The following is a 24493-nucleotide window of genomic DNA, read 5'->3' as shown; positions in this document are numbered from 1 at the left end:
GACCCGCACGGCTGTCCCCCGCGTACGGTGGTTCGCGGGGGACAGCCGTGCGTTGCGGTCCGCCAACACTGCAGCGGACTACGGCACACCCCCGCAGCCAGCTCTAATACGATGGCCACAAAGCGTCCGTGACGGACGCGTCACGATCAGCTAGCGAGGTCGACCGGATGGTCCTGTCCCGACTGCTCCGCGCCGGCGAGGGCAAGATGCTCAAGCGCCTGCGCGCTATCGCAGCGCACATCAACGAGCTCGAAGACTCCGTCGTCGGTTTGTCCGATGGCGAGCTGCGGGGCAAGACGGACGAGTTCAAGCGCCGCTACAGCGACGGAGAGTCGCTGGACGAGCTGCTCCCCGAAGCGTTCGCCGTCGCCCGCGAAGGCGCCAAGCGCACCCTCGGCCAGCGCCACTTCGACGTCCAGCTGATGGGCGGTGCCGCCCTGCACCTCGGCAACATCGCCGAGATGAAGACCGGTGAGGGCAAGACCCTGACCTGCGTGCTGCCCGCCTACCTCAACGCCATCACCGGCAAGGGCGTGCACGTGGTCACCGTCAACGACTACCTCGCCAAGCGCGACGCCGAGTGGATGGGCCGCGTGCACCGCTTCCTCGGCCTCGAGGTCGGCGCGATCCTCGCCGAGATGACCCCGGAGCAGCGCCGCCAGGCCTACGCCGCCGACATCACCTACGGCACCAACAACGAGTTCGGCTTCGACTACCTGCGCGACAACATGGCCTGGAGCCTCGCCGACTGCGTGCAGCGCGGGCACCACTTCGCCGTGGTCGACGAGGTCGACTCCATCCTCATCGACGAGGCCCGGACGCCGCTGATCATCTCCGGCCCCGCCGACCAGTCCTCCCGCTGGTACCAGGAGTTCGCCCGGCTCGCCCCCATCCTCAAGCGCGACACCCACTACGAGGTCGACGAGCGCAAGCGCACCGTCGGCGTCACCGAAGAGGGCGTGTCGATCATCGAGGACCAGCTCGGCATCGAGAACCTCTACGAGGCCGCCAACACGCCTCTGGTCGGCTACCTCAACAACGCGCTCAAGGCCAAGGAGCTCTACCAGCGCGACAAGGACTACATCGTCCGCGACGGCGAGGTGTCCATCGTCGACGAGTTCACCGGCCGCGTCCTCGCCGGCCGCCGCTACAACGAGGGCATGCACCAGGCGATCGAGGCCAAGGAAGGCGTCGAGATCAAGGCCGAGAACCAGACGCTGGCCACGATCACGCTGCAGAACTACTTCCGCCTCTACGACAAGCTCGGCGGCATGACCGGTACCGCCGAGACCGAGGCGGCCGAGTTCCACACCACCTACAAGCTCGGCGTGGTGCCCATCCCCACCAACGAGCCGATGGCCCGCATCGACCAGCCCGACCTGGTCTACAAGGGCGAGCCCGCCAAGTTCGAAGCCGTCGCCGACGACATCGCCGAACGCCACGAGAAGGGCCAGCCGGTCCTGGTCGGCACCACCAGCGTCGAGCGCTCCGAGTACCTGTCGAAGCTGCTCACCAAGCGCGGCATCCCGCACAACGTGCTCAACGCCAAGAACCACCAGCGCGAAGCCGCGATCATCGCCGAGGCCGGCCGGCTGCGCGCCGTCACCGTCGCCACCAACATGGCCGGTCGCGGTACCGACATCGTGCTCGGCGGCAACGTCGATCACCTCGCCGACGCCGAACTCCGCCAGCGCGGCCTCGACCCGGTCGACAACACCGAGCAGTACGAGGCCGAGTGGCCCGCCGTCGTCGAGAAGATCAAGGCGCAGGTCGACGCCGAAGCCGACCGCGTCCGCGAAGCCGGCGGCCTCTACGTGCTCGGCACCGAGCGCCACGAGTCCCGCCGCATCGACAACCAGCTGCGCGGCCGCTCCGGCCGTCAGGGCGACCCGGGCGAGTCCCGCTTCTACCTGTCGCTGGGCGACGAGCTCATGCGCCGCTTCAACTCCGCCATGGTCGAGACCGTCATGACGCGCCTGAAGGTGCCCGACGACGTCCCGATCGAGCACAAGATGGTCTCCCGCGCGATCCGCAGCGCTCAGACGCAGGTCGAGCAGCAGAACATGGAGATCCGCAAGAACGTCCTCAAGTACGACGAGGTGATGAACCAGCAGCGCACCGTCATCTACGACGAGCGCCGCCGGGTCCTGGCCGGTGAGGACCTGCAGGACCAGATCATGCACATGCTCACCGACGTCATCACCGCCTACGTCGACGCCGAGACCTCCGCCGGCTACGCCGAGGACTGGGACTTCGAGAAGCTCTGGAAGGCGCTCGGCTCTCTCTACCCGGTCGGCTTGAGCTGGGAGAAGCTCGTCGACGAGGACGACGACCTCAGCAAGGAGCACCTCCTGGAGCTCGTCGTCAACGACGCCAAGGAGGCCTACGCCCGCCGCGAGGCCGAGGTCGACGGCAAGGTCGGCCCCGGCGCGATGCGCGAGCTGGAGCGGCGCGTGCTGCTCAGCGTCCTGGACCGCAAGTGGCGCGAGCACCTCTACGAGATGGACTACCTCAAGGAGGGCATCGGCCTGCGCGCCATGGCGCAGCGCGACCCGCTGATCGAGTACCGCCGCGAGGGCTTCGACATGTTCGGCGCCATGCTGGACGCGTTGAAGGAGGAGTCGGTCGGCTTCCTGTTCAACGTCCAGGTCGAGGCCGCCGAGCCCGAGCCCGCCCCCGAGCAGCCCGCTGTGCCCGTCTCGGTGAGCCAGGCGGGCAACGGGGTCCCGGAGGTCCCGCAGACGCCGCAGGTCCCGCAGGCGGGCGCTCAGCCCCAGGGCGCACGCGCCCGGCGCGCCAAGCCCGCCTCGGCGGGCCCGGCGCTGAGCCAGCTCGCGGGCGGACCCGCCCAGGGCGGCGAGCAGCCCCCGGCCGCGCTGCGCGGCGGCGGCCTCCAGGCCCCCGGCAACCAGCGGCTGAGCTACTCGGGCCCGAGCGAGACCGGTGAGGTGCAGACCAACCAGGACGCCGACACCCCCGAATCCCGCGGCGGCACCCGTCGCGAGCGCCGCGCGGCGGCCCGCGCCGACAACAAGAAGCGCAAGCGCTGACCCGTCAGCCACGAGAAAGGCCCCGGACCGATCGGTCCGGGGCCTTTCTTCATCTCGGGTGCGGCCAGAGCCGCCGAGATCACGAGTTGGGGCGCTTGCCGTGGTTGGCCTTGTTCTTGCGCCGGTCCTTCTTCTTGCGCGCGCGCTTACCCATAAGGCGACTCCCTCGAAGGTCGAGATTCACTCCAGCCCGGTGACCGCGAGTGATCAACTGTCGAGTGATCGACTGATCAACTGGTACCCGGTCTCCGCTGGGATTTCGAGGTTCCAGTCTGCCATGTCCGATACCTGCCTCCGGCGGGTGGTGGCGGTCGTGGTTTCCTGAACGGGGGCCGATGACGGCCGCGACGAGGAGGAAGAATGGCGGGGGAGATCCGCGCAGCCGACCCGGAGGGCCGACTTGTCCACGCTGAGTGACCTTCTCGCCGAGCACACCGGTCTGTCCGGCACGGCCGCCGACCACCTGCAACTCGTGGTCGCGGAGTGGCAGCTGCTGAGCGACCTGTCGTTCGCCGACTTCATCATGTGGGTCCCGATCGGCCCGTCCGAGGCCCCCGAGGACCGCTTCCTGTGCGTCGCCCAGGCGCGCCCCACCACCGCGCCCACCGCGCACCCCGAGGACGTCGTCGGATCCGAGGTCACCCAGGACGACCACCCGCAGCTGCGGCGCGCCGCCCTGGAGGGCCGCATCTGCCGCGAGGAGGACCCGCGCTGGCACCTGGGGGTGCCGGTCCGGCGCGAGACCATCCCGGTGAAGCTGGGCGACGAGATCGTGGCCGTGCTCAGCCGCGACACCAACCTCGCCGTGCCGAGAGTGCCCAGCCCGCTGGAGATCTCCTACCTGGGCAGCGCCGCCGACCTGTGCCAGATGGTCGCCGACGGCACCTTCCCGACCCCGGAACCCGCCCCCGACGTGCACACCAGCCCGCGCGTCGGCGACGGTCTGATCCGCCTGGACAACTCCGGCACGGTCGTGTTCGCCAGCCCCAACGCCCTGTCGGCCTACCACCGCATGGGCCACGCCGCCGACCTGGTGGGCGCGCAGCTGGCGCCGCTGACCCGGTCGCTGCTCAACGACCCGTTCGACGCCGACGAGGTCGCGCAGCGGGTCCGGCGGGCGATGGGCGGTGAGCCGAGCATGCGCATCGAGGCCGAGGCGCGGGGCGCGACGGTGCTGTTCCGCGCGCTGCCGCTGCGCCCGCGCGGCCAGTCGGCCGGCGCGCTGGTGCTGGTCCGCGACGTCACCGAGGTCAAGCGGCGGGACCGGGCGCTGATGTCCAAGGACGCCACGATCCGCGAGATCCACCACCGCGTGAAGAACAACCTGCAGACCGTGGCGGCCCTGCTGCGGTTGCAGTCGCGGCGCACCGGCAACAACGAGGCGCGGCTGGCGCTGGACGAGTCGGTGCGGCGGGTCACCTCGATCGCCCTGGTGCACGAGACGCTGTCGATGTCGGTCGACGAGCGGGTCGACCTCGACGACGTGGTGGACCGGGTGATCCCGATGATGAGCGATGTCGCCGTGGCCGAGACCGGGGTGAAGGTCAGCCGCGGCGGGAAGTTCGGGGTGGTGTCGGCCGAGCTGGCCACGCCGCTGGTGATGGTCCTGACCGAGCTGGTGCAGAACGCTTTCGAGCACGCCTTCCCGGAAGGGCAGGGCGGGGAAGTGGTCGTGCAGGCGGAGCGTTCGGCGCGCTGGCTCGACGTCGTCATCTCGGATGACGGTCGTGGCCTGCCGAAGGGCTTCTCCCTCGAGCGCGCCGAACGTCTCGGCCTGCAGATCGTGCGGACCCTCGTGGAGTCGGAGCTCCGCGGGTCGTTGAGCTTGCGTGGCCGCGGTCATCAACGCGGTACCGAAGCGGTCTTGCGGGTGCCGCTGAAGTACCGACGATGACGGCCCGTATACTGGGCGCCACGCTATGCGTCGATCGTTCGAGTGACGTCCCCACGCGCCGGGGACGTCGGCGGGCCGATCGGGTCGGTTTCCCGGTTCCGGCTACCCCGTCGAGATGGGGAGATCGGCTGGAACGTGCGGGACCGACATCGACGCTGATCGGCCTGGTGCTACTAGTCGGGGTGGGTCAGTTCACGCTGCGAGGCCGTGTGCGGCCCGGGGCGAGACGGGCGGTCGGTCACCGGGGGTGCGACCGACCGGCCGCGTCTCAGCGAGCTGCTCCTCAGGCGTTGGTGCGCGCCCGGGTGCGAGCGTTGCGCCGCTTGAGGGCACGCCGCTCGTCTTCGCTCATGCCGCCCCAGACGCCGGCGTCCTGGCCGCTCTCGAGCGCCCACGCCAGGCACTGAGAGGCAACCGGGCAACGGCGGCATACGGCCTTCGCCTCGGCGATCTGCAGCACAGCAGGACCGCTGTTCCCCACCGGGAAGAACAGCTCCGGGTCCTCGTCACGGCAAACCGCATCGTGGCGCCAGTCCATTGTTCCTTGCTCCTCGCTAGGCACGCCATGCGCGCGCCGATAGTTCGTTCGGGGTGTTTGTGAATGCTTTCACGGAGTCCGTGTGCTTGTGAATGCTTTCACGAACTGCCGCGATGTCAAGAGGTCGATCTCGAGCGGTGAGCCAACTCACCTGAAAGATCGACGAGACTTGACCAGGGGTTTCGGTGTGCTCCCGGACTCAGACGGGGGTCATGAGTCGGCAGCGACGTCCATCCGTTACGAGAAGGTTATACAGCGACGCGGAGAGCGTTCGGGACTGAGGAGAACTCGACCACCGATCGCTCACCCAGGCAATCGCCGTCCACCTGCAGGCGCAACGGCTCCGTACAGGCTACGCGTAGATGGGGCACATCCGCAGCCTGAATTGAGTTTCTTCCGTGTGGTTTCCCTCTACCGCGTAGCATCTCCGCTACGTGTCGCAACACAGGGTAAACGCTCGTCTTGGTCAGCGCGAACACGCCGAGACCGTTGTCGAAGCTGGTCTCGGGGCTCATGCGCACCGGAGTCGACCCCAGGTAGGTCCACGGGTCAGTGTTGGAGACGAACACGCTGTGTAGTAGGTCACTCGGTTCGTCGTCACCAATTTGCAAGGTGAGCTTCGGCTCGCCGCGCGCCATCCGGAAGTAGCAGGACAGGGCGATCCGGGCGTACAGGGCGGGCGTCGCCTCCCGGCCGCGCGACCGCTGGCGCTCCATCTCGGCGACCACCTCGGCGTCCCAGCCGATGCCGGCGTTGAAGGTGAACCACCGCTCATCGGCCTTGCCCAGCCCGACCCGCCGCGTGCTGCGATCCGCCAGCGCGCGCATCAGGTGGTGGGTGGCGTCCACCGGATCCTTGGGCAGCCCGAGCGCGCGGGCGAAGACGTTCGCCGACCCGCCGGGCACCACGCCCAGCGTCGGCATCGACGGATCGCCCGGCTCGGCGACCTCGAACATGCCGTTGACCACTTCGTTGACCGTGCCGTCGCCGCCGTGCGCGATGACCAGGTCCGCGCCGTCCCGGACGGCGTCCCGCGCCGATTCCGCGGCGTGCCCGGCGTGCTCGGTCTCCACCACGTCCAGCTTCAGCACGCTGGCCAGTGCCGCGGCCAGCACGTCCCGGCCGCTGGCGGTGGTGGAGGTCGCCTGCGGGTTGACGACGAGAACGGCGCGCACGACCTGAAGCCTAAGCGAGACGGTTTCGTGTCCGTCGGGCGCGGGGGCTCCGGTAGGCGCGCGAGAACTCCGGCGCGAGAAGTCAGCTGGGCTGTCCGGCCACCTCCGGCATCGACGACCGACGGGACCGGCCGAGGTGCGCGGCACGGGCGGACGCGGCGGACGAGCGCACCAGGAGCGAGTGCGCCACGCCGCTGACCACCGGTTTCCGGTGACGACCCGATGCGTAACCCCGGAACGCACCCGCTCGTCGTCCACCGGCTGCCGACCTGCACGCGGCGAGATCGGCGGACACCCCGATATCCGCGAACGCCGCTTCAGCCATGAGTCGATCATGTCGCCTCCGGGCCAGCGGCAGCTATGCGGCGATCGGGCGGTATTACCATCGAAAGCGCACACGCAGAGTCACTAGCGGGGTTCCGGCCCCGATCCTGAGAGGGCCCCTTGGCTACCGAGACCGTTCCCCGCACGGTGCGCATCGCCGGCCTGCTGACCACGCTGCAGGCCGTGGCGGGCCTGGTGTTCGTCGTGGCGCTGCTGATCCGCAGCACCTCCACCGACCTCGGCGGCGTCGGCCAGCTCGAACGCGGCGAGACCTGGGGCGAAGCCGGCTACTACACCCTGCTGGCCGCCGGCGTGCTCGCCGCGGGGATCGGCCTGATCAAGGGCAAGCACTGGGCCCGCACTCCGGCCCTGCTGCTGCAACTGCTGCTGCTCGGCACCGCCTGGTACGCCACCGGCCCCTCCGGGCGCCCGCTGATCGGCCTGATCATCGCCGTCCCCGCGATCGCCGTGCTCTGGTTCCTGTTCAACCGCCAGGGCCGCGAGTGGTCGTTCCACGCCTCGATGGCCCCCGACGCCCGCGACGACTGACGCGCGCGGCGACCGACCCGCTCAGGGCCTCGCTCAGCGGCTCAGCCGCCGAACGCGGTGAGGGCGTCGCCGGTGAGCCGGTAGACGCTCCAGCCGTCCATCGGGAAGGCGCCCTGGGCCTTGTAGAAGGCGATCGAGGGCTCGTTCCAGTCCAGCACCGACCACTCCAGCCGCGCGTAGCCGCGCTCGACGCACTCCCGCGCCAGCGTCCGCAGCAGCTCCTTGCCCAGCCCCGAACCGCGGTGCTCCGGGCGCACGTAGAGATCCTCCAGGTAGATCCCGTGCACGCCCTCCCAGGTGGAGAAGTTCAGGAACCACAGCGACAACCCGACCACCGCGCCGTCCACTTCGGCCACGTGCCCGAACAGCGCCGGGTCCGGGCCGAACAGCGCGGTCCGCAGCTGCTGCTCGGTGAGGTGGCAGGACTCGGGTTCCTCCTCGTAGCGCGCGAGCTCGTGCACCAGCTCGACCATCGTCGCCACGTCCTGCTCACGGGCCCGCCTGATCATCCGACCTCCACGACTCGGTGTCCGGCGGTCCATTCTGCGCGGCCGCCCCGGCGCGAGTCGCGGCCAGGTCTCAGCCGTGCTGCCAGGCGGGGATGTTGGAGCGCTGGACCTGCGGGACACCCCGGTCGTCGCCGAGCACGGTGACGGCCGCCGCGTCCAGCGCGAAGTGCACGCCCGCCGAGATCGGCAGGTTCAGCCAGCGGGCGATCAGGCAGCGGCTGAAGTGCCCGTGCCCGACCAGCACCACGTCGGTGCCGGCCTCGCGCACCCGCGCCAGCAGGTCGTCGGCCCGGGTGGCGACGTTGGAGGCGGTCTCACCGCCGGGGCACGGGTGGCTCCACACCGTCCAATCCGGAACGGTCTCGCGGATCTGGTCGGTGGTCAGGCCCTCGTAGTCGCCGTAGTCCCACTCCACCAGCAGCGGTTCGGTGACCACGTCGGCCAGCCCGGCCAGATCCGCCGTCCGCTGCGCCCGCTTGCGCGGACTGCACAGCACCAGCACCGGCCCGGGCGGGCGCAGCGCGGTCAGGGTCTGCCCGGCCTGGCGAGCGCGCAGCTCGCCCTCCGCGGTGAGCGGGATGTCGGTGCGGCTGGTGTGCTGCCCGGTCAGGGACCACTCCGTGGTGCCGTGCCGGAGGATGTAGACGCGCTGCTCCACGCACCGCAGCCTACGGACCCGGGACCGTTCCGCACGGTGACGTCCCGAGTCCACATCGGTCAGTGCTCGTCGTAGTGCTGCCCGTGGGCGGCGTGCCGGTGCCCGTCGTGCAGGTAGTCCACGTGATCACCGTGCGGAACGGCGACGTGCCCGCAGCCCTCGCCGTGCACGTGATCGTGGGAACCGTGCTCCTGGTGCCCCTCGGTCTCGCACTCGTCGTAGTGCCCGCCGTGATCGACGTGCAGGTGCCCGTCGTGGGCGTAGTCGACGTGATCGCCGTGCGGCACCGCGACGTGCCCGCACCCCTCGCCGTGCACGTGGTCGTGGCCGGTGTGCTGCTTGCACGCAGTGGTCATGATCCCTCCCGCGACGTCGCTCTGGGACTGCCGAGACTACGAGCGGGCCGGTGACCTCGCATGATCCGGAGAGCGCGCCGGCCGGCGGACCACACCGGCCGGCGCGCGGCTCAGTGCTCGGAGGCGATGGCCGCCGGCACGCACGTCATCGTGTGGCCGGGGGTGGTCGGCGCCAGGCCGAGCGAGGCCAGCAGCGCGGGCGGGCCCGGGTCCTGCTGGTACTGGCAGGCGTAGGCGACGGTGGTGCCCGGGTCGTCGCCGCCGGACGTGATCGTCTCGCCGCCGGGGGCGAGCGGGTTGATCACGCTCGACAGCGCCGTGCGCGGGGGCAGCGGCTCGCCGTGGAGCGCGTCGATCTCGTGGTCGCTGATCCGGGAGATCACGGGTTCTCCTCCTGGTGTGCGCGGGAACGGGGTCGCAGGACTCGGCGCAGCAATGCCCGCAGCAGCAGCCACAGCATCAGCGCCAGTCCGGCCACCGGCAGCAGCATGAACAGGATCTGCAGCGCACCGGCGGTGACGGTGAGGACGTCCAGGTCGGGGCCGGAGAGCCGGCCCGCCAGGTCGTGGATCGAGGTGCCGATGGTCTCCAGCAGACCGGGCAGCTGGAACGCGATCAGTCCCAACTGGACGATCAGGGCCGGGACCACCAGCAGCACCCACGCCGAGACCATCAGCTGCGGCCACCGGCGCAGGACCTTCAGCTGCTCGTGCTGGGGCTGCCGCAGGAACGTCTGGCGCAGGATCGGCCCGATGTACTTGTACAGATCGGGCACGCCGACGAGGTCGGCCATGATGTAGTAGCCGTCGAACCGCAGCGTCGGCAGCAGCTGCTGGACGATCTCCAGGTTCGTGGCCAGCACGATCACCAGCAGCGGTTCGAAGCCGGTGCGCAGGTACAGCAGCGTCAGCACGACCACGACCAGGCCGTTGAAGTACACGCCGCCGAGGTCGGCGCGCAGCCGCCCGGCCCGGTCGAGCCGGTAGGAGTCGGTGATGTCGGTGTAGAACGCCGGCCACACCACGTAGATGCCGCACCCCATGACGCCCGGTCGCGCGCCGCCGTAGCGGCAGGCGGCGGCGTGGCCGAACTCGTGGAACGTCGTCGACACCAGCGCCAGCAGCAGCACCAGCAGGACGTTGACCGGCTCGCCGAGGGTCGATCGCATCGCGGCGCCGAGGTCCTGGGTGAGCAGGACCCATCCCTCGCACATGAAGGTCGCGGTGAGGACGCCGGTCATCACCAGCGGGTGGAACAGCCAACTGAACAGGCCGGCGATGAACCAGGTCGTCCCCTCACCGAAGACGCCGAGCTTGAACCGCAGTGCGAGGAAGGGACTCTTCCGCTCAACTCGCGGCGTGGAGCCGTCGCTGAAGGTCGTCAGGCCGAGCGGGGCGAGCTTGTGGTCGATCAGGTGCGCCAGCTGCTCGGGTCGCAGCAGGACGTCGCAGCGCTCCAGCAGGACGGCCGCCAGGCGCGGCAGCTCGACGTCGGGGCTGGCCCACTTGCCGGGCGGGCGGTCCTGCAGCACCTCGATGATCGAGTGCAGCAGCCACGGCAGCCGGACCAGCTCGCCGTCGGCGCGGCGCACGAGCTGCGGCGGTTCCCGGTAGCCGGAGCCGCGCAGTTCGCCGACGGGTTCCACGCCGTCCAGCAGCCTCGGCACGGGAGCGGGCAGGCGCCGGAGCGGGCGCGTGTCGGCCACGTCGAGGGTCGGGGTGTCGATGGTGCTCTCCGGGGTCTCGCGTTGGTGGCGGCCGCGTTCTTTTCTTCGCGGAACGACAATTCCTGCGGCGGCCGCGCGTCGGCCGTAACGTAAAAGACGAATCCGCGTTCTCGCGGATCGCATCGCGCTGTTCCCCGAATCGGATGACGCATTTCTCGAACCCGCGTCCCGGCGATTTCGGTAAGACCGGTCCTGATTTAGTTCGGACAAACAAGTGTGATCTTGCCGGAACAATTAGCGGCGGTTGACATTTGTTTTTCGCCGCGCCGAGAGGGTCGCTGAGCCGGGCGTCGGTTCAGGCACGAATGCCTCCCTCGATCGGAGGTAGGGGGCGCGGGAAGGATGCGAATTGCGGATTTGGTCGGATAGAAATTCCCCGCCTTCGCCGAACGGCTGGCGAGGTGAAATTCCTGACCCCGTCATCGGGGTTGAGGGGGAACGATGAAAGGAATGTTGTTCGTGCGTACTTTCAGCAACGAAGAGGTCAACCAGGTCGCCGGTGAGCTGCTGCCGGAGCGTGCCGTGCTGTCGGTCGTGCCGATCGTCGGCAACGGCGGCGGCGCTGCCGGTGGCCCCGCCTACGGCGGCGGCGTTGACCACGGCACGACCGCTCTGTCGGCCTGCCACGCGCACACCGCTGAGGGCACCCCGGGGCTGCTCGGCTCCCTGGGTCTGGGGTCCAACAACCCGTCTGACGGCATGACCTGCGCCCCGGCCGCGGTTTCCGGTCACTGAGGCTGAATTCGCGCACGAGGCCGCCGGGGAGAGCTCGCGCCTTCCGGTTCTCCCCGGCGGTCCTTCTCGTTGATCAGAATCGCACTGGCTGATCGGCGAACACCGCGGGATTCGACGCGAGTCGGGGTGCGGGGACGATTCCGCGCCCCGACTTCGCGTGTTCCCGGGGGTGCCGGATAAAACGCCACCCCGGGGTCGCTACCGGTGAGTCGAACGAATTCGTTCGCCCACCTCAATTCCTCGAACTCCTCGCCCGTCCGCGCCGCCCCGACAACGCGGACGGCTCACCAGCCTCGAAGGTGAAAATACCGATGTCGAACAACGAGACTCCCTTAGCGGAAAAACGCGGAACGTCCACCAACACGATGCTCACCCTGGGAGTGCTGATCGTCGCGGTGGTCGCGATCGGAGGAGCGCTGCTGTTCGCCCGCGGCGGCAGCGGCGACAGCGGCACCGCTTCCGCCGAGGTGCTGCACCGGCCCGACAGCCACGCGCTGACCACTGCGGCCGACGGCAAGGTCACCGTCGTGGAGTTCCTGGACTACCAGTGCTCCGCCTGCCGCGAGTACTACCGCGCCCTCACCAAGCGGATCGAGTCCGACTACGCGGGCCGGGTCACCTTCGTGGTCCGCAACAACCCGCTCGACGATCACCCGCTGGCCCAGCCGGCCGCCCGTGCCGCCGAGGCGGCCGCGATGCAGGGCCGGTTCGCCGAGTACCACCACGCCCTCTACGACCACTACGGCGCGTGGGCGGTCGGCGGCGACGGCCGGAGCAGCGCCGACACGGCCAAGGCCACCCGCCTGTTCGAGCAGTACGCGCAAGCGCTCGGCCTCGACCTCGGCAAGTTCCGCTCCGACGTCGCCTCCCCGCAGGTGCAGGCCCGCATCGACGGAGACGCCGCCGACGCGGGAGCGGCCGACGTGCAGTCGACCCCGACGCTGTTCATCAACGGCACCCGCTTCGAACCCGACGAGGCCCGCACCTTCGCCGAGGTCAACGACGCCTTCCGCGCACGCGTGGAGGAGGAGCTGAGCCGATGACCACCCCGATGGCCCGCGAAAGGCGACCTTCATCCACACCGGGCGGTGACGTGCGCATGGGAACCTTCCTCGCACTGGCGCTCGGCCGCCTGGCCACCGCGCAGATGAAGGTCGCGTTCGGGGCGCTCCGCCGACCGCGAAGGTCGTCTCCGGCCCGCGCCGGTTGCGGGGAGGGGAACCTTCCTGTCACCGCCGCGGGCGGGCGACGTTCCCGCTGAAACCTCCCCACCACGCCGCGGCCAGGCGCTCCCTTCTGGACGGCGGCGCGGGTTTCGGCCGGAACACCGCACTCGGCGGGTGACGCCCCGGAGGCGAGGTCGTGCGGACATGAGGACGCCCGCCGGTGAGAGCACTTCGCCGGCGGGCGTCCTCATGCGTGCGCGCTCGACGAGAGGGCGCGGTAGCGCGTCGCTCTCGCCTCGCCTCGACCCTCCACTCGGGACCGGGCCGTCTCGCAGGGCAAAAAAAGACGCCGGCCGGCGAGAGAAGCTCTCGCCGGCCGGCGCCGTGTTCGGGCGGACTACCTCAGCCCTTCTTGGTCTCCCAGAAGATCTTGTCGATCTCGGCGATGTAGTCCAGCAGCTCCTGGCCCTTGGCCGGGTCCATCGAGCCCTTGGTGCCGGTGGCGCCGGCAGCCTTGGTGGCCTTGTTGACCAGCTCGTGCAGCTGCGGGTACTTCTCGAAGTGCGGCGGCTTGAAGTAGTCGGTCCACAGCACCCAGAGGTGGTGCTTGACCAACTCGGAGCGCTGCTCGGCGATCATGATCGCGCGAGTGCGGAACTCCGGGTCCTCGTTGGCCTGGTACTTCTCCTGGACCGCCTTGACCGACTCCGCCTCGATCCGCGCCTGCGCGGGGTCGTAAACGCCGCACGGAAGGTCGCAGTGCGCGGTCGCCTCAAGACGGGGGCCGAGGATGCGCGACAGGAGTCGCATGTTTCCTCCCTGACAGGTGAGTGCTCCGACGGGGCCGACCCTACTCTTGAAGATCCTCGTCGTCCTACTGGAGGTGCCGGTGAAAACACTCGGACCGTGGCCGTTGCGCCGGTTGCGGGTGCGCGGACCGTCGATGGTTCCCACTCTTCGGGACCAGGACGTGGTGCTGTTCCGCACCGGAGACGTTGCCCGTCCGGGTGACGTCGTGCTCGTGCGGTGGCAGCAGCGCCCCGAACAGCTGTCGGTCAAGCGCGCGGTGCGCCGCGAAGACGGCGGCTGGCACGTGGAGGGCGACAACGGTTTCGGCTCCACCGACTCCCGCGACCTCGGCCCGGCTCAGGTGCTGGGCGTGGTGCGGTGGCGGTTGTGGCCCTCGCCGGGGCGCGTGCGCTGAGGAAGGGAACCTTCTTGTCACCGCCCCGGTGGCGTCACCTCGGGCGTGACAGGAAGGTTCCCATGCTCACGTCGCCGACCGCAGCGACTCGTAGTGGGCGAGGCAGGTGGCGAAGTCGGGGAGGAGGCCGTCGGCCTTCGCTTCGGCGAGGGTCGGGGCGTCGCGGTCCTTCGCCGACAGGATCGGTTCGCCGGTCAGCTCCGCGGCCCAGGGCAGGTCGAGCTCGGGGTCGAGCGGGTTGATGCCGTGCTCGCCGGAGGGGTTGTAGCCGGTGGAGCACAGGTAGGTCATCACCGTGTTGTCGGTGAGGGCGAGGAACGCGTGCCCGAGGCCTTCGGCGAGGTAGACGGCGCGGTACTCGGTGGAGTCGAGGCGGATCGCCTCCCAGCGGCCGAAGGTGGGGGAGCCGACGCGGACGTCGACGATCACGTCCAGCAGGGAGCCCTGCGGGCAGTAGACGTACTTGGCCTGGCCCGGAGGGGTGTCGGCGAAGTGCACGCCGCGGATGACGTCGCGGGCCGAGACGCTGTGGTTGGTCTGCCCCAGGCGCATCGGGTGCCCGGTGGCTTCGGTGAACGCGTCCCCTTGGAAGGGGGCGACGAACAGCCCCCGGTGATCCGGGAAAGCCTTCGGGGTGAATTCGAACGCCCCGGTGATCTCAAGTCGACGTACCTGCACGCGCCGAGCCTAGGAGGCGTGATCTCCGGTTCCCGCGACGGGGCGGCGGTGACAGGAAGGTTCCCTTGCTCGGATCGCATCGCGGAAAACACGAGGTAGTCCACCGCGCTTTTGTGAACAGTTTCGATTCAGATGCGAGAACCGCACGGATGTCCCGCATAACCGCGAATTGCAAACCGGACGTACGTACTGCATTCCGCACGCGGAAAATATGACGCGCGTACTGTCCTGTTCCGTAAAATTCTCGCCTTTTTGCTGGTCGAGCGTGTGATCCCTGTCGCTGACATGCTCTCGCGGGGCTGGCACACTAACCGAACCGCAGCGTCCGCCGAGCCGCTGTCCGAACAGGATGGCCGGTATCGGTATTTCGAAAGACGTCCACTTCTCCGGTACGCCCGGGAAGTCGGCGTCGAAAGCGACCGCTCGAAGGTCGCATCCGCCCGGCTCGAATTGTGCTCGGGTCGCAGGCATGGCAACAGGAGGGACGCCGTGACCACCATGAACGAGGGCACCGCCAATGGAATCGGTGCCGAGCTGACCCACGAAGAGATCTTCGCCGCGCACGAAGGGGGCAAACTCACCGCTGCGGTGACCGCCCCGCTCGACAGCGCGCGCGACCTGTCGATTGCGTACACCCCCGGAGTGGCGCAGGTCAGCCGGGCGATCGCCAGCGATCCCGCCCTGGCCGACCGCTACACCTGGACGCAGCGGCTCGTCGCCGTGGTCAGCGACGGGTCGGCCGTGCTCGGTCTCGGCGACATCGGGCCGAAGGCCTCGCTGCCGGTCATGGAGGGCAAGTCCGCACTGTTCAAGACCTTCGCCGGGCTCGACTCGATCCCGCTGGTCCTGGACACCAACGACGTCGACGAGATCGTGGAGACGCTGGTCCGGCTGCGCCCCTCGTTCGGCGCGGTGAACCTGGAGGACATCTCCGCGCCGCGCTGCTTCGAGCTGGAGCGCCGCGTCACCGAGGCCCTCGACTGCCCGGTCATGCACGACGACCAGCACGGCACCGCCGTCGTCGTGCTGGCCGCGCTGCGCAACGCCGCCCGCGTCTCCGGCCGCGAGCTGGGGTCGCTCAAGGTGGTCATCTCCGGCGCCGGCGCCGCCGGTGTCGCCTGCGCGAAGATCCTGCACACCGCGGGCGTCGGCGAGATCATCGTGCTCGACTCGCGCGGCGTCATCAGCGCCGACCGCGACGGGCTCACCCCGATCAAGCAGGAGCTCACCGAGTTCACCAACCCGCGCGGCATCAGCGGCGGCCCCGCCGAGGCGATGCGCGGCGCCGACGTGTTCATCGGCGTCTCCATCGGGCAGGTCCCCGAGGAGCAGGTGGCCTCCATGGCGCCCGACTCGATCATCTTCGCGCTGTCCAACCCCGACCCGGAGATCCACCCGGAGATCGCCGGCAAGTACGCGGCGGTCGTGGCCACCGGGCGCAGCGACTTCCCGAACCAGATCAACAACGTCCTGGCGTTCCCCGGCATCTTCAAGGGCGCGCTGGACGCGGGAGCGCGGCGCATCACCGACGGCATGAAGGTCGCCGCGGCCGAGGCCATCGCGGCCGTCGCCGCCGACGACCTCAGCGCCGACTACATCGTGCCCTCGCCGCTGGACCCGAGGGTCGCCCCGGAGGTCAGCGCGGCCGTGGCGAAGGCGGCTCGTGCCGAAGGTGTGGCCACCGCGTGATCAACGAACCCTGTCGCCGGTCGGTGGATCGGCGGTAGGTTCTACACCGGCATCGAGTGGGGCCGGGAGAGTCCTCGAGGGCTCTCCCGGCCCCACTCGTCGATGGCGGCCGGGAACCGGATTCAGAAAGATTCGGCGGTCGGCGTCATCATGTCGGGCGAAGGCTGTCACCTCTTCAGGGAACGGGCCTCAGGTGGTCCCGGCACCACGGCGGTACCGGCCGTGCGCGGAACGGTAGGGTCTGCGATACGACTCGCTGTGGCGCGCATCACTCGGTGGTGGGGTGTTCGGGGGCCATCGGGCCGGAGTGGACGGCCGTTGCGCGGCTGCAACGCAGGAGGGGTGCAGTTGACCGAGCGGAGCGAGCGGAACCGGATGTCACCGACACCCGGTGGTCTCGGCCTGGCCGGCACCCCGCGCGTGCACGGCCTGTCACTACCGGACGCACCGGCGCTGCTCAGCGCCGAAGACGGCCTCGTCGTCGCGGCCACCAAGCAGGCCGCCACCCTGACCGGGCACGACGAACCCGGGGCACTCGTCGGCAGCAAGCTCGCCGACCTCGTCGAACGCGAAGGCCGCGAGACCTGGCTCATCGGCGCCACCGGCCGCACCCCCGTGCGACTCCAGACCTGGCCCCACCCCGACGACGACGCGCTGCAGGTCACCCTGCTCGTCGACGTCTCCGACCTCACCGAGACCGGCCCCGACGCGACCGGCGGCCCGCGCGACTCCGAAGAGCGCTACTGGCTCATCGACGCACAACGCCTCGCCAAGGTCGCCAGCTGGGTCTACTACCCCGACACCGGCGCCATCTACCGCAGCCCGCTGCTCGCGGAATTCCTCGGCGCGGGCGGCGCCGACCACGCCGACGACGTCACCGCGATGATCTCCACCACCCACCCCGACGACCGCGACCGCGCCGCCCAGTTCTACGCCGACGTGCTCAACGCCGCCGAAGGCGAACTCCTCGAAACCGAGCTCCGCAACCTCCACGGCACCCGCATCTTCCTGTGCACCGGCCGCGCCGAGTACGACCGCGCCGGGCAGATCGTCCGCGTGCAGGGCACCGTCCAGGACGTCACCGAACACCGCGCGCTCGAACGGCAGCTCCGCGACGAACGCCGCCGGCTCCAGGACGCCCAGCGCATCGCCCGCCTCGGCACCTGGGAAGTCGACCCGCGCACCAACGTGATGCGCCTGTCGAGCATGCTCTACGAGATCCTCGGCCAGCCCGTCAGCAGCACCGGCACCTTCGACCGCTACCTCGACCGCGTCCACCCCGACGACCGCGAATGGGTGCGCCAAGCCTGGCGGCCCCTCATCGAGCACGGCGAACAGGTCGAGATCGAACACCGCTACCAGCGCACCCCCGACAGCACCCGCATCCTGCGCATCCACGGCACCCGCATCGCCGACGCCGACGGCCGCGACCTCCTCGTCGGCACCGCCCAGGACGTCACCGAACAGCGGGCCGTCGTCACCCGGATGGAACGCTCCAGCCAGCGCTTCTCCGACCTGGTCAACATCACCCCCGTCGGCATCGGCCTGTTCGACCGCACCGAACGGCTCGTCAACGCCAACGAAGCCCTCTGCGAACTCCTCGGATACCGGCTCGACCAGATGCGCGGCCTCAGCATCCGCGACATCACCCACCCCGACGAACCCGACCCCAGCCTGCCCGCGCCCGACGAACCCTCCGGGTTCCGGCGCCGCGCACCGCAGCGCGTCATGGTCCGCGCCGACGGCGAACCCGTCTACTGCGAACTGCACACCTCCAGCTCCGTGCAGGACGACGGCACCGAGTTCTGGCTCGTGGTGTTCCAGGACATCACCGAACGCCGCCGCGCCGCCGAAGCGCTGCGCTACCAGGCCACCCACGACGACCTGACCGGCCTGCCCAACCGCACCGCCGTCAAGGACCTGCTCGGCCGCCTGCTGGGACGCGCCGACTCACCCGGCATCGCCGTGCTGTTCTGCGACATCGACAACTTCAAGCGGGTCAACGACTCCCTCGGCCACGACGCGGGCGACGAACTGCTCGTCGCCCTGGCGCGGCGCCTCGAAGGCGGCCTCCCCGAAGGCTGCACCCCCGCCCGGCTCTCCGGCGACGAGTTCGTCATCATCTGCTCCGACGTCGAGGCCTGCGGCGGCGTTGACCACCTCGCCACCCGCGTCTCCGCGCTGCTGCGCACCGCCGTGCCCGTGCACGGCCAGCTGGTGCGGGTGTCGTCCTCGATCGGCGCGGCCGTGCCCAACGGCTCCGGCGCCGGCGGCGAAGACCTGCTGCGCTTCGCCGACGCCGCCATGTTCGAGGCCAAGCGCCGCGGCACCGGCAAGGTCTCGCTCGCCAGCCCCGCCCTCATGGCCGCCGCCGACCGCCAGCTCCACCTCGAAGGACAGCTGCGCGAAGCGCTCAGCAACGACGGACTCGCCCTGCACTACCAGCCCGTCGTCGACGCCGAAGGCACCGTCGTCAGCGCCGAGGCCCTCATCCGCTGGCCGCACCCCGAACGCGGCATGCTCTCGCCCGACGCGTTCCTGCCCGTCGCCGAACAAGGCGACCTGCTGCGCGAACTCGACCGGTGGGTGCTGCGCACCGCGCTGCGCGAAGCCGCCTCGTGGCCCGTCCGCAACGGCAGGCCCGTCAGCATCGCGGTCAACCTCGCCGGACTCGTGCCCGGCGGCCCCGACTTCGTCGACTCCGTCGCCGACATCGTCGCCGAGACCGGCATCGCCTGGGACCGGGTGATCCTCGAACTCGTCGAGACCTCGCTGGTCGACCTGCCCTCCCGCACCCGCCACGAGATGGGCGAGCTCGTCTCCCGCGGCGTGCGGTTCGCCGTCGACGACTTCGGCACCGGCTACTCGTCGCTGGCGCGCCTGAAGGACCTGCCCGCGCAGATCATCAAGGTCGACCGGCGGTTCGTCGCCGGGGTCGGCGGCGACGCCTCCGACTTCGCCGTCGCCCGCGCCGTCGTCGACATGGCCTACGCCATGGACCGGCAGTGCGTCGCCGAAGGAGTCGAGGACGCCACCCAGTTCCGGCTGCTGCGCGGCGTCGGCGTCGAGTCCTACCAGGGCTGGTTGTTCTCCGGCGCGGTCCCCGCGGAGAAGTTCCGCGAGATGCTCGCCGACGGGCCGCTCGCCACCCCGTGACCCGGCCCCGCTGACGAGCCCCCGACCAGCGAGCCCTCGCTGGCCGGGCTTCAGCGCATCGCGCGCAGCACGTCGGCGATGCGGTGCCGCGGCAGGTCGATCAAACGCAGCTCCAGGTCCCGCGAGTGCGGTGCGAGTTCGGCGACCTTCTCCCGCGCCTGCCGCTTGGTGAGCTCACCGGAAGCCGCGATGAGCGCCTCGCGCCAGACGTTGCCCAGCTTGCCGTGGGCGCGCTGCAGCACGAACCCGGCCGCCGCCTCGGCGCCCTCCCGCTCGTCCGCGCGTTCGGCGACCACGATCGCGTGCTTGCCGTCCGGGACGCTGCGGTGCAGCGTCAACCGGTACTTCGCCGCCACCAGCTCGCGCAGTTCGGACTGGGCGCGCTCGCTGGTCACGTCCGGGTGGTTGTTGCCCACGACGAAGGCCACCTTCCGCGCACCGCACGCCAGCAGCATCCGCAGCAGCCACGGCCCCGGATCGGCCCGCAGGTCGAACGCCACCGGACCCGGCTCGCGCACCGGCCGCGCCCAGCCCGCCCGCCGCAGCTCGGCGACCGGCTCCCCGAGACGCTCCGCCGCGGCCTGCGGCATGGACTCCGGCGTGTCACCCGAGGCCTCCACCGACTGCGGGCCGTGCGTGTAGATCGCCTGGTCCTGGCGCGACGCGAGCTTGCGGGTGCGCGGCGTCGGCTGGCACACGTACAGGTCGCTGGCGCTGCCGATGGCCTGCGCACCGTAGTAGCGGTTGAACTGCGGCAGGATCGCCTCGAACGCGAAACCCAGGCGCAGCAGCTCCTGCTGGACCTTCCATCCCAGCGCCGGGGTGCGCGGGCTGCAGCCGTAGGCCAGGAACATGCGGCTGGTGGCCCCCGCCAGGCACTCGGCGGCCCGCGCGGCGAACAGGCCGATGCCCTCCGGGGTGTAGGGCGGGTCGGTGAACACCGCGTCGGCCCAGCCCTCCAGCGCCGGCGGCAACCCGAACCGCAGGTCGGCGTGCGTGGTGACGACGGGGAAACCGCGCTCGGCGGCGACCGAGTCGATGTGCCGCAGCACCCGCTCGTCCAGATCCACCACCCGCACCTCGGCCGAGGGCGCCACCAGCGCCAGCGCCAGCGACGTCAGGTCGTGGTCGCCCAGGCACAGCACCTTGCGGCCGTCCAGGTCGTAGTGGTCGCGCAGCCACATCGCCCGCCGCAGCGCCGTTTCCGGCGTGGCCGTCACGTGGTCCAGCGCCGACTCCGGACGCGGCCCGGACGCCACGAAACCGGCCATCACCTCCAGCGCCTCGGCATCGAGGTCGCCTTCCGCGCACGCCACCGGCAACGCGTCGAGATCCAGCTCCCGCCGGTAGAGCGAGAGAAGGGAGTCCTTGATGCGCAACGCACCCGCCCGCTCCTCGACGTCGTCACCGGCCGCGGCGAGCACCTGCTCGACCGTGCGGCGGGACACCCCGGTGCGGCGGATCAGCTCGTCCAGCGAACGCGGGGCGGTGGTGAGCTCGGCGAGCACGCGACGCACGTGCTGACCCAGCAGTCCGTGCTCGGCGCGCAGCTCGCGCACGGCATCGATCGGGGGAGCGGAAGACGGGGCGCTGGAATTCGGGGCGTTGTCCATGGGAATGCACAGCCTAATCGGTGCCCGAACGCGAGCACGGGAACGTTCCTGTCACCGCGCAGGGTTCACCGAGCAGGGGACTCCCGCATCATGGGAGCAGGTCACGCATCGATCTCGGGAGATCGCGGCGAGTGACACCTCGGGCTATCGTCGGCCGCGACTGGGGACCCGCGCGAGAGGGGGGCTCGCTTGATCGAGTTCCAGGCCGTCCGGAAGCAGTACCCGAACGGCACCGTCGCCGTCGAAGAGCTCAGCCTGTCCGTCGAGACGGGAACCATCACCGTGCTGGTGGGCCCGTCCGGCTGCGGCAAGACGACCCTCATGCGCATGGTCAACCGCATGATCGAGCCCTCATCGGGCACCGTGTCCGTCGACGGCACCGACGTGCGCGACCGCGACCCCGCGCAGCTGCGCCGCGGCATCGGCTACGTCATCCAGCAGGCCGGGCTGTTCCCGCACCGCACCGTCGTCGACAACATCGCCACCGTCCCGCTGCTCGCCGGGGAAACCCGCCGCGCCGCCCGCGACCGCGCCGGCGAGCTCCTCGACCTCGTCGGGCTGCCCGCCGACCTCGGCAAGCGGTACCCGGCGCAGCTGTCCGGCGGGCAGCAGCAGCGCGTCGGAGTCGCCCGCGCCCTGGCCGCCGACCCGCCGGTGCTGCTCATGGACGAACCCTTCAGCGCCGTCGACCCCGTGGTCCGCGAAGGACTGCAGGACGAGCTGCTGCGGCTGCAGGACGAGCTGGGCAAAACCGTCCTGTTCGTCACCCACGACATCGACGAGGCCATCAAGCTCGGCGAGAAGGTCGCCGTCCTGCGCCAAGGCGGGCACCTCGCCCAGTACGCCCGCCCCGACGACCTGCTGGCCGCCCCCGCCGACGACTTCGTGACGACCTTCGTCGGCCGCGACCGCGGCTACCGCAGGCTGTCCTTCGTGGACTCCACCAGCCTGCGCCCCCACCCGGTCCCGACCGTGCGGGTGGGAGAAAGGTTCCCTTCCTCGCACGACTGGCGGCTCGCGGTGGATGAGGGGAACCGTCCTCGCGGCTGGCTGCCCCCGGACTCCGGCCCCGGCGACGCGCTCGACGAGCAGCACCTGGTGGCGGGAGGATCGCTGCACGCGGAGCAGGGGAACCTTCGTGGCGCCCTCGACGCGGCGCTGTCCGCGCCGTCCGGGCTCGGGGTCGTCGTCGACCGCGACGGCGGCGCGATCGGGGTCGTCACCGCCGACGAGGTGCTGTCGGCGCTCGACCGGCAGCGGGCGGCGACATGATCGACTTCTTCGAGTCGCCCAGCAACCGCGAACTGGTGATCACCCAGCTCGGCCAGCACCTCTACCTGTCGCTGCTGCCGCTGCTGCTCGGCGTGCTGCTCGCCCTGCCGCTCGGACGCCTCGCGCAACGCGTCGGCTGGCTCCGCGAAGCCCTGCAGAACATCGCCAACGTCTTCTACACCATCCCGTCCCTGGCGCTGTTCGTGATCCTGCCCGGGCTGATGGGAACCCCGCTGCTGTCCCCGCTCAACGTCATCATCGCCCTCACCCTCTACACCGCGGCGCTGCTGGTGCGGCCGGTGCGCGACGCCCTGGACTCGGTGCCCGGCCACATCGTCGCCGCCGCCACCGCCATGGGGTACCGGCCCGGCAGGCGGCTCCTCGCCGTCGAGCTCCCGCTGGCCGTGCCGGTGCTCGCCGCGGCCGTGCGGGTCGCGTCGGTGAGCAACATCAGCCTCGTCAGCGTCGGCGCCCTCGTCGGCATCGGCGGTCTGGGACGGCTGTTCACCGACGGATTCCAGCGCGACTACCCCGAGCAGATCGTCATCGGCATCGTGCTCACCCTCCTGCTCGCCCTGATCGTCGACCTCCTGCTCGTGCTGCTGTGGCGGCTCGCGACCCCGTGGGCGCGGTCATGATCGGCGAGATGATCGCGTGGCTCACCGACCCCGCCCACTGGCGCGGCGCGGACGGCATCCCCGCGCAAACGCTGCTGCACCTCTACTACTGCGTCCTGTCCGTCCTCGTCGCCGCCCTCATCGCCATCCCCCTCGGCGTCTACATCGGACACACCGGGCGGGGCTCGGTGCTCGTGGTGGCCTTCGGCAACGCGATGCGGGCGCTGCCCACGCTCGGCGTCGTCACCCTGCTCGTCCTCGGATTCGGGCTCGGCGTCACACCCGCCCTCGCCGGACTGGTGATCCTCGCGATCCCGGCGATCCTCTCCGGCGCCTACGCGGGCGTGCGCAACGCGCCCGCCGACGCCGTCGACGCCGCCAGGGGAATGGGCATGCGACCCGCCCAAGTGCTGTGGCAGGTGGAGCTGCCGACCGCCCTGCCGCTGGTGCTCGGCGGCATCCGCAGCGCGATGCTGCAGGTCGTGGCCACCGCCGCCGTCGCCGCCTACGTCGGACTCGGCGGACTCGGACGCATCCTGCTGGACGGGCTCAAGATCAGCGACTACGCGCAGATGGCCTCCGCCGCGATCGTCATCGCGGTGCTGGCCGTCCTACTCGACCTGGCCTTGGCTGGACTCACCCGGCTCGTGGTGCCACGCGGTCTGACCCTGGCCGCCCGACGAGGAGGAAACGACCGATGAAACGACTCCTGGCACTGGCCGCCACCGCGGCCCTGCTGCTCACCGGCTGCGGAACGCAAGACCCGCTGGAAGCCAACAAGGCCCAGGGCGGGCAGGTCGTCATCGGCTCCGCGGACTTCGCCGAGAGCGAACTGCTCATGCACATCTACGCCGAAGCCCTCAAGACGACCGGCACCGACGTGCAGACCCGACCCCGCATCGGCGCCCGCGAGTTCTACGTCAACGCCGTCCGCAACGGCGAACTCACCCTCGTCCCCGAATACACCGGCAACCTCCTGCAATTCCTCGACCCGGCCTCGACCACCACCGAATCCCAGCAGGTCTACGACCAGCTCGGCACCAAGGTCGGACCCGACATGGAACTGCTCGAACAATCACCCGCCGAGGACTCCGACGTCCTCACCGTCACCCGCGCAACCGCCGACAGCGGCCTGCACTCGATGACCGACCTCGGACCCCGCTGCGGCGAACTCGTCCTCGGCGCCCCCGCCGAGTGGAAATCCCGGTGGGAAACCACCATCGCCCGCGACTACGGCTGCACCTTCAAGGAAATCCGCAGCGTCGAAGCCGGCACCATCACCGTCAACGCGCTCACCGCCGGCGAGATCCAGGTCGCCAACCTGTTCACCACCTCGTCCCAGATCGCGAGCAACGGCCTCGTCAAACTCGACGACCCGAAGAACATGTTCCCCGCCCAGAACGTCGTCCCCCTCGCGGGCAAGGGCAAGCTCACCCCACCCCAAGCCGACGTCCTCAACAAGGTCTCCCGGGCGCTGACCACCGACAAGCTCACCGAGCTCAACAAGCGACTCGAAGTCGACAAGGCCAACCCCGCCGACGTCGCCAAGGAATTCATCTCCACCGTCGGCCTCTGACCCGCCGA

The 24493-nt window shown here is 70.3% G+C and carries 23 protein-coding genes; 12 read left to right on the top strand and 11 right to left on the bottom strand.

Translation table 11 applies throughout. The features are described from left to right. Positions 1 to 167 precede the first annotated feature (167 nt). A complete protein-coding gene (gene secA, locus BM424_RS04095) occupies positions 168 to 3050 on the top strand; it encodes a preprotein translocase subunit SecA (RefSeq protein ID WP_093413762.1) in 2883 nt (960 codons plus the stop codon). Positions 3051 to 3129: 79 nt separating this feature from the next. Here secA and BM424_RS29855 read toward each other — a convergent pair whose 3' ends face one another. Continuing rightward, positions 3130 to 3204 carry a 50S ribosomal protein bL37 gene (locus tag BM424_RS29855; RefSeq protein ID WP_372448851.1) on the bottom strand — a complete coding sequence of 25 codons (75 nt, stop codon included), beginning with the start codon at positions 3202 to 3204 and terminating at the stop codon, positions 3130 to 3132. Positions 3205 to 3450: 246 nt separating this feature from the next. Here BM424_RS29855 and BM424_RS04090 point away from each other — a divergent pair, with 246 nt between their 5' ends. Beyond that, positions 3451 to 4944, top strand: a complete 1494-nt coding sequence (locus tag BM424_RS04090) for a PAS domain-containing sensor histidine kinase (protein WP_093413760.1) — start codon at positions 3451 to 3453, stop codon at positions 4942 to 4944. A gap of 283 nt (positions 4945 to 5227) precedes the next feature. Here BM424_RS04090 and BM424_RS04085 read toward each other — a convergent pair whose 3' ends face one another. Together BM424_RS04085 and BM424_RS04080 are read right to left on the bottom strand one after the other, a co-directional pair. Next, complete coding sequence (locus BM424_RS04085; RefSeq protein ID WP_093413759.1) at positions 5228 to 5482, bottom strand: WhiB family transcriptional regulator; 255 nt, start codon at positions 5480 to 5482, stop codon at positions 5228 to 5230. 248 nt (positions 5483 to 5730) lie between these two features. Further along, positions 5731 to 6657, bottom strand: a complete 927-nt coding sequence (locus tag BM424_RS04080; RefSeq protein ID WP_093413757.1) for a diacylglycerol/lipid kinase family protein — start codon at positions 6655 to 6657, stop codon at positions 5731 to 5733. Positions 6658 to 7101: 444 nt separating this feature from the next. Between BM424_RS04080 and BM424_RS04075 the strand changes: the two genes are divergently transcribed. Next, positions 7102 to 7530: a hypothetical protein gene (locus BM424_RS04075; RefSeq protein WP_093413756.1), complete on the top strand. Its 429-nt coding sequence runs from the start codon at positions 7102 to 7104 to the stop codon at positions 7528 to 7530. Between the two features lie 41 nt (positions 7531 to 7571). Here BM424_RS04075 and BM424_RS04070 read toward each other — a convergent pair whose 3' ends face one another. From BM424_RS04070 to BM424_RS04050, 5 genes are all read right to left on the bottom strand, one after another. Then, on the bottom strand, positions 7572 to 8072 hold the full coding sequence (locus BM424_RS04070; RefSeq protein ID WP_139273995.1) for a GNAT family N-acetyltransferase: 501 nt from the start codon (positions 8070 to 8072) through the stop codon (positions 7572 to 7574). Between the two features lie 37 nt (positions 8073 to 8109). Next, the gene (locus BM424_RS04065) at positions 8110 to 8697 is read right to left on the bottom strand and encodes a histidine phosphatase family protein (RefSeq protein ID WP_093413753.1); all 588 of its coding nucleotides are present in this window, start codon (positions 8695 to 8697) and stop codon (positions 8110 to 8112) included. 59 nt (positions 8698 to 8756) lie between these two features. Then, a complete protein-coding gene (locus BM424_RS04060) occupies positions 8757 to 9053 on the bottom strand; it encodes a hypothetical protein (RefSeq protein WP_093413751.1) in 297 nt (98 codons plus the stop codon). 110 nt (positions 9054 to 9163) lie between these two features. Beyond that, on the bottom strand, positions 9164 to 9436 hold the full coding sequence (locus BM424_RS04055) for a hypothetical protein (protein ID WP_093413750.1): 273 nt from the start codon (positions 9434 to 9436) through the stop codon (positions 9164 to 9166). Beyond that, complete coding sequence (locus tag BM424_RS04050; protein WP_217649617.1) at positions 9433 to 10758, bottom strand: hypothetical protein; 1326 nt, start codon at positions 10756 to 10758, stop codon at positions 9433 to 9435. The genes BM424_RS04055 and BM424_RS04050 overlap by 4 nt, the downstream gene beginning before the upstream one ends. A gap of 480 nt (positions 10759 to 11238) precedes the next feature. On the opposite strand from BM424_RS04050, the gene BM424_RS04045 reads away from it, so the two are divergent. Both BM424_RS04045 and BM424_RS04040 read left to right on the top strand, forming a co-directional pair. Next, complete coding sequence (locus BM424_RS04045; RefSeq protein ID WP_093414641.1) at positions 11239 to 11514, top strand: hypothetical protein; 276 nt, start codon at positions 11239 to 11241, stop codon at positions 11512 to 11514. Positions 11515 to 11879: 365 nt separating this feature from the next. Then, complete coding sequence (locus tag BM424_RS04040) at positions 11880 to 12557, top strand: DsbA family protein (protein ID WP_245775591.1); 678 nt, start codon at positions 11880 to 11882, stop codon at positions 12555 to 12557. Between the two features lie 525 nt (positions 12558 to 13082). Here BM424_RS04040 and sodN read toward each other — a convergent pair. Further along, the gene (gene sodN / locus BM424_RS04035; RefSeq protein ID WP_093413746.1) at positions 13083 to 13490 is read right to left on the bottom strand and encodes a superoxide dismutase, Ni; all 408 of its coding nucleotides are present in this window, start codon (positions 13488 to 13490) and stop codon (positions 13083 to 13085) included. A 79-nt stretch (positions 13491 to 13569) separates the two neighbouring features. Here sodN and BM424_RS04030 point away from each other — a divergent pair, with 79 nt between their 5' ends. Further along, a complete protein-coding gene (locus BM424_RS04030; RefSeq protein ID WP_093414640.1) occupies positions 13570 to 13884 on the top strand; it encodes a S24 family peptidase in 315 nt (104 codons plus the stop codon). 66 nt (positions 13885 to 13950) lie between these two features. Here the strand turns inward: BM424_RS04030 and BM424_RS04025 are convergent, their stop codons facing one another. Then, the gene (locus BM424_RS04025) at positions 13951 to 14562 is read right to left on the bottom strand and encodes a dTDP-4-dehydrorhamnose 3,5-epimerase family protein (RefSeq protein ID WP_093413745.1); all 612 of its coding nucleotides are present in this window, start codon (positions 14560 to 14562) and stop codon (positions 13951 to 13953) included. 498 nt (positions 14563 to 15060) lie between these two features. Here BM424_RS04025 and BM424_RS04020 point away from each other — a divergent pair, with 498 nt between their 5' ends. Then, positions 15061 to 16251 carry an NAD(P)-dependent malic enzyme gene (locus BM424_RS04020; protein ID WP_093414638.1) on the top strand — a complete coding sequence of 397 codons (1191 nt, stop codon included), beginning with the start codon at positions 15061 to 15063 and terminating at the stop codon, positions 16249 to 16251. A gap of 375 nt (positions 16252 to 16626) precedes the next feature. After that, complete coding sequence (locus tag BM424_RS04015) at positions 16627 to 19407, top strand: bifunctional diguanylate cyclase/phosphodiesterase (RefSeq protein WP_093414637.1); 2781 nt, start codon at positions 16627 to 16629, stop codon at positions 19405 to 19407. A 50-nt stretch (positions 19408 to 19457) separates the two neighbouring features. Here BM424_RS04015 and BM424_RS04010 read toward each other — a convergent pair whose 3' ends face one another. Then, complete coding sequence (locus BM424_RS04010; RefSeq protein ID WP_342742587.1) at positions 19458 to 20966, bottom strand: bis-aminopropyl spermidine synthase family protein; 1509 nt, start codon at positions 20964 to 20966, stop codon at positions 19458 to 19460. Positions 20967 to 21209: 243 nt separating this feature from the next. Between BM424_RS04010 and BM424_RS04005 the strand changes: the two genes are divergently transcribed. From BM424_RS04005 to BM424_RS03990, 4 genes are read left to right on the top strand one after another with little or no spacing between them, the layout of a single operon-like run. After that, on the top strand, positions 21210 to 22292 hold the full coding sequence (locus BM424_RS04005) for an ABC transporter ATP-binding protein (protein ID WP_093413742.1): 1083 nt from the start codon (positions 21210 to 21212) through the stop codon (positions 22290 to 22292). Next, entirely contained in the window at positions 22289 to 22930 is a 642-nt protein-coding gene (locus tag BM424_RS04000; RefSeq protein WP_093413741.1) for an ABC transporter permease, read from the top strand. Before BM424_RS04005 ends, BM424_RS04000 begins: the two co-directional genes overlap by 4 nt. Then, the gene (locus BM424_RS03995; protein WP_093414635.1) at positions 22927 to 23610 is read left to right on the top strand and encodes an ABC transporter permease; all 684 of its coding nucleotides are present in this window, start codon (positions 22927 to 22929) and stop codon (positions 23608 to 23610) included. The genes BM424_RS04000 and BM424_RS03995 overlap by 4 nt, the downstream gene beginning before the upstream one ends. Further along, positions 23607 to 24485 (top strand): ABC transporter substrate-binding protein, encoded by an 879-nt coding sequence (locus BM424_RS03990; RefSeq protein ID WP_093413739.1) that lies wholly within the window; start codon positions 23607 to 23609, stop codon positions 24483 to 24485. Before BM424_RS03995 ends, BM424_RS03990 begins: the two co-directional genes overlap by 4 nt. Positions 24486 to 24493: the final 8 nt, after the last annotated feature.

The organism is Saccharopolyspora flava (assembly GCF_900116135.1).
GTDB classification, from domain to species: domain Bacteria; phylum Actinomycetota; class Actinomycetes; order Mycobacteriales; family Pseudonocardiaceae; genus Saccharopolyspora; species Saccharopolyspora flava.
Note: the sequence above shows the minus strand (reverse complement) of the source record. Positions and strands in the feature narration are given on the sequence as shown.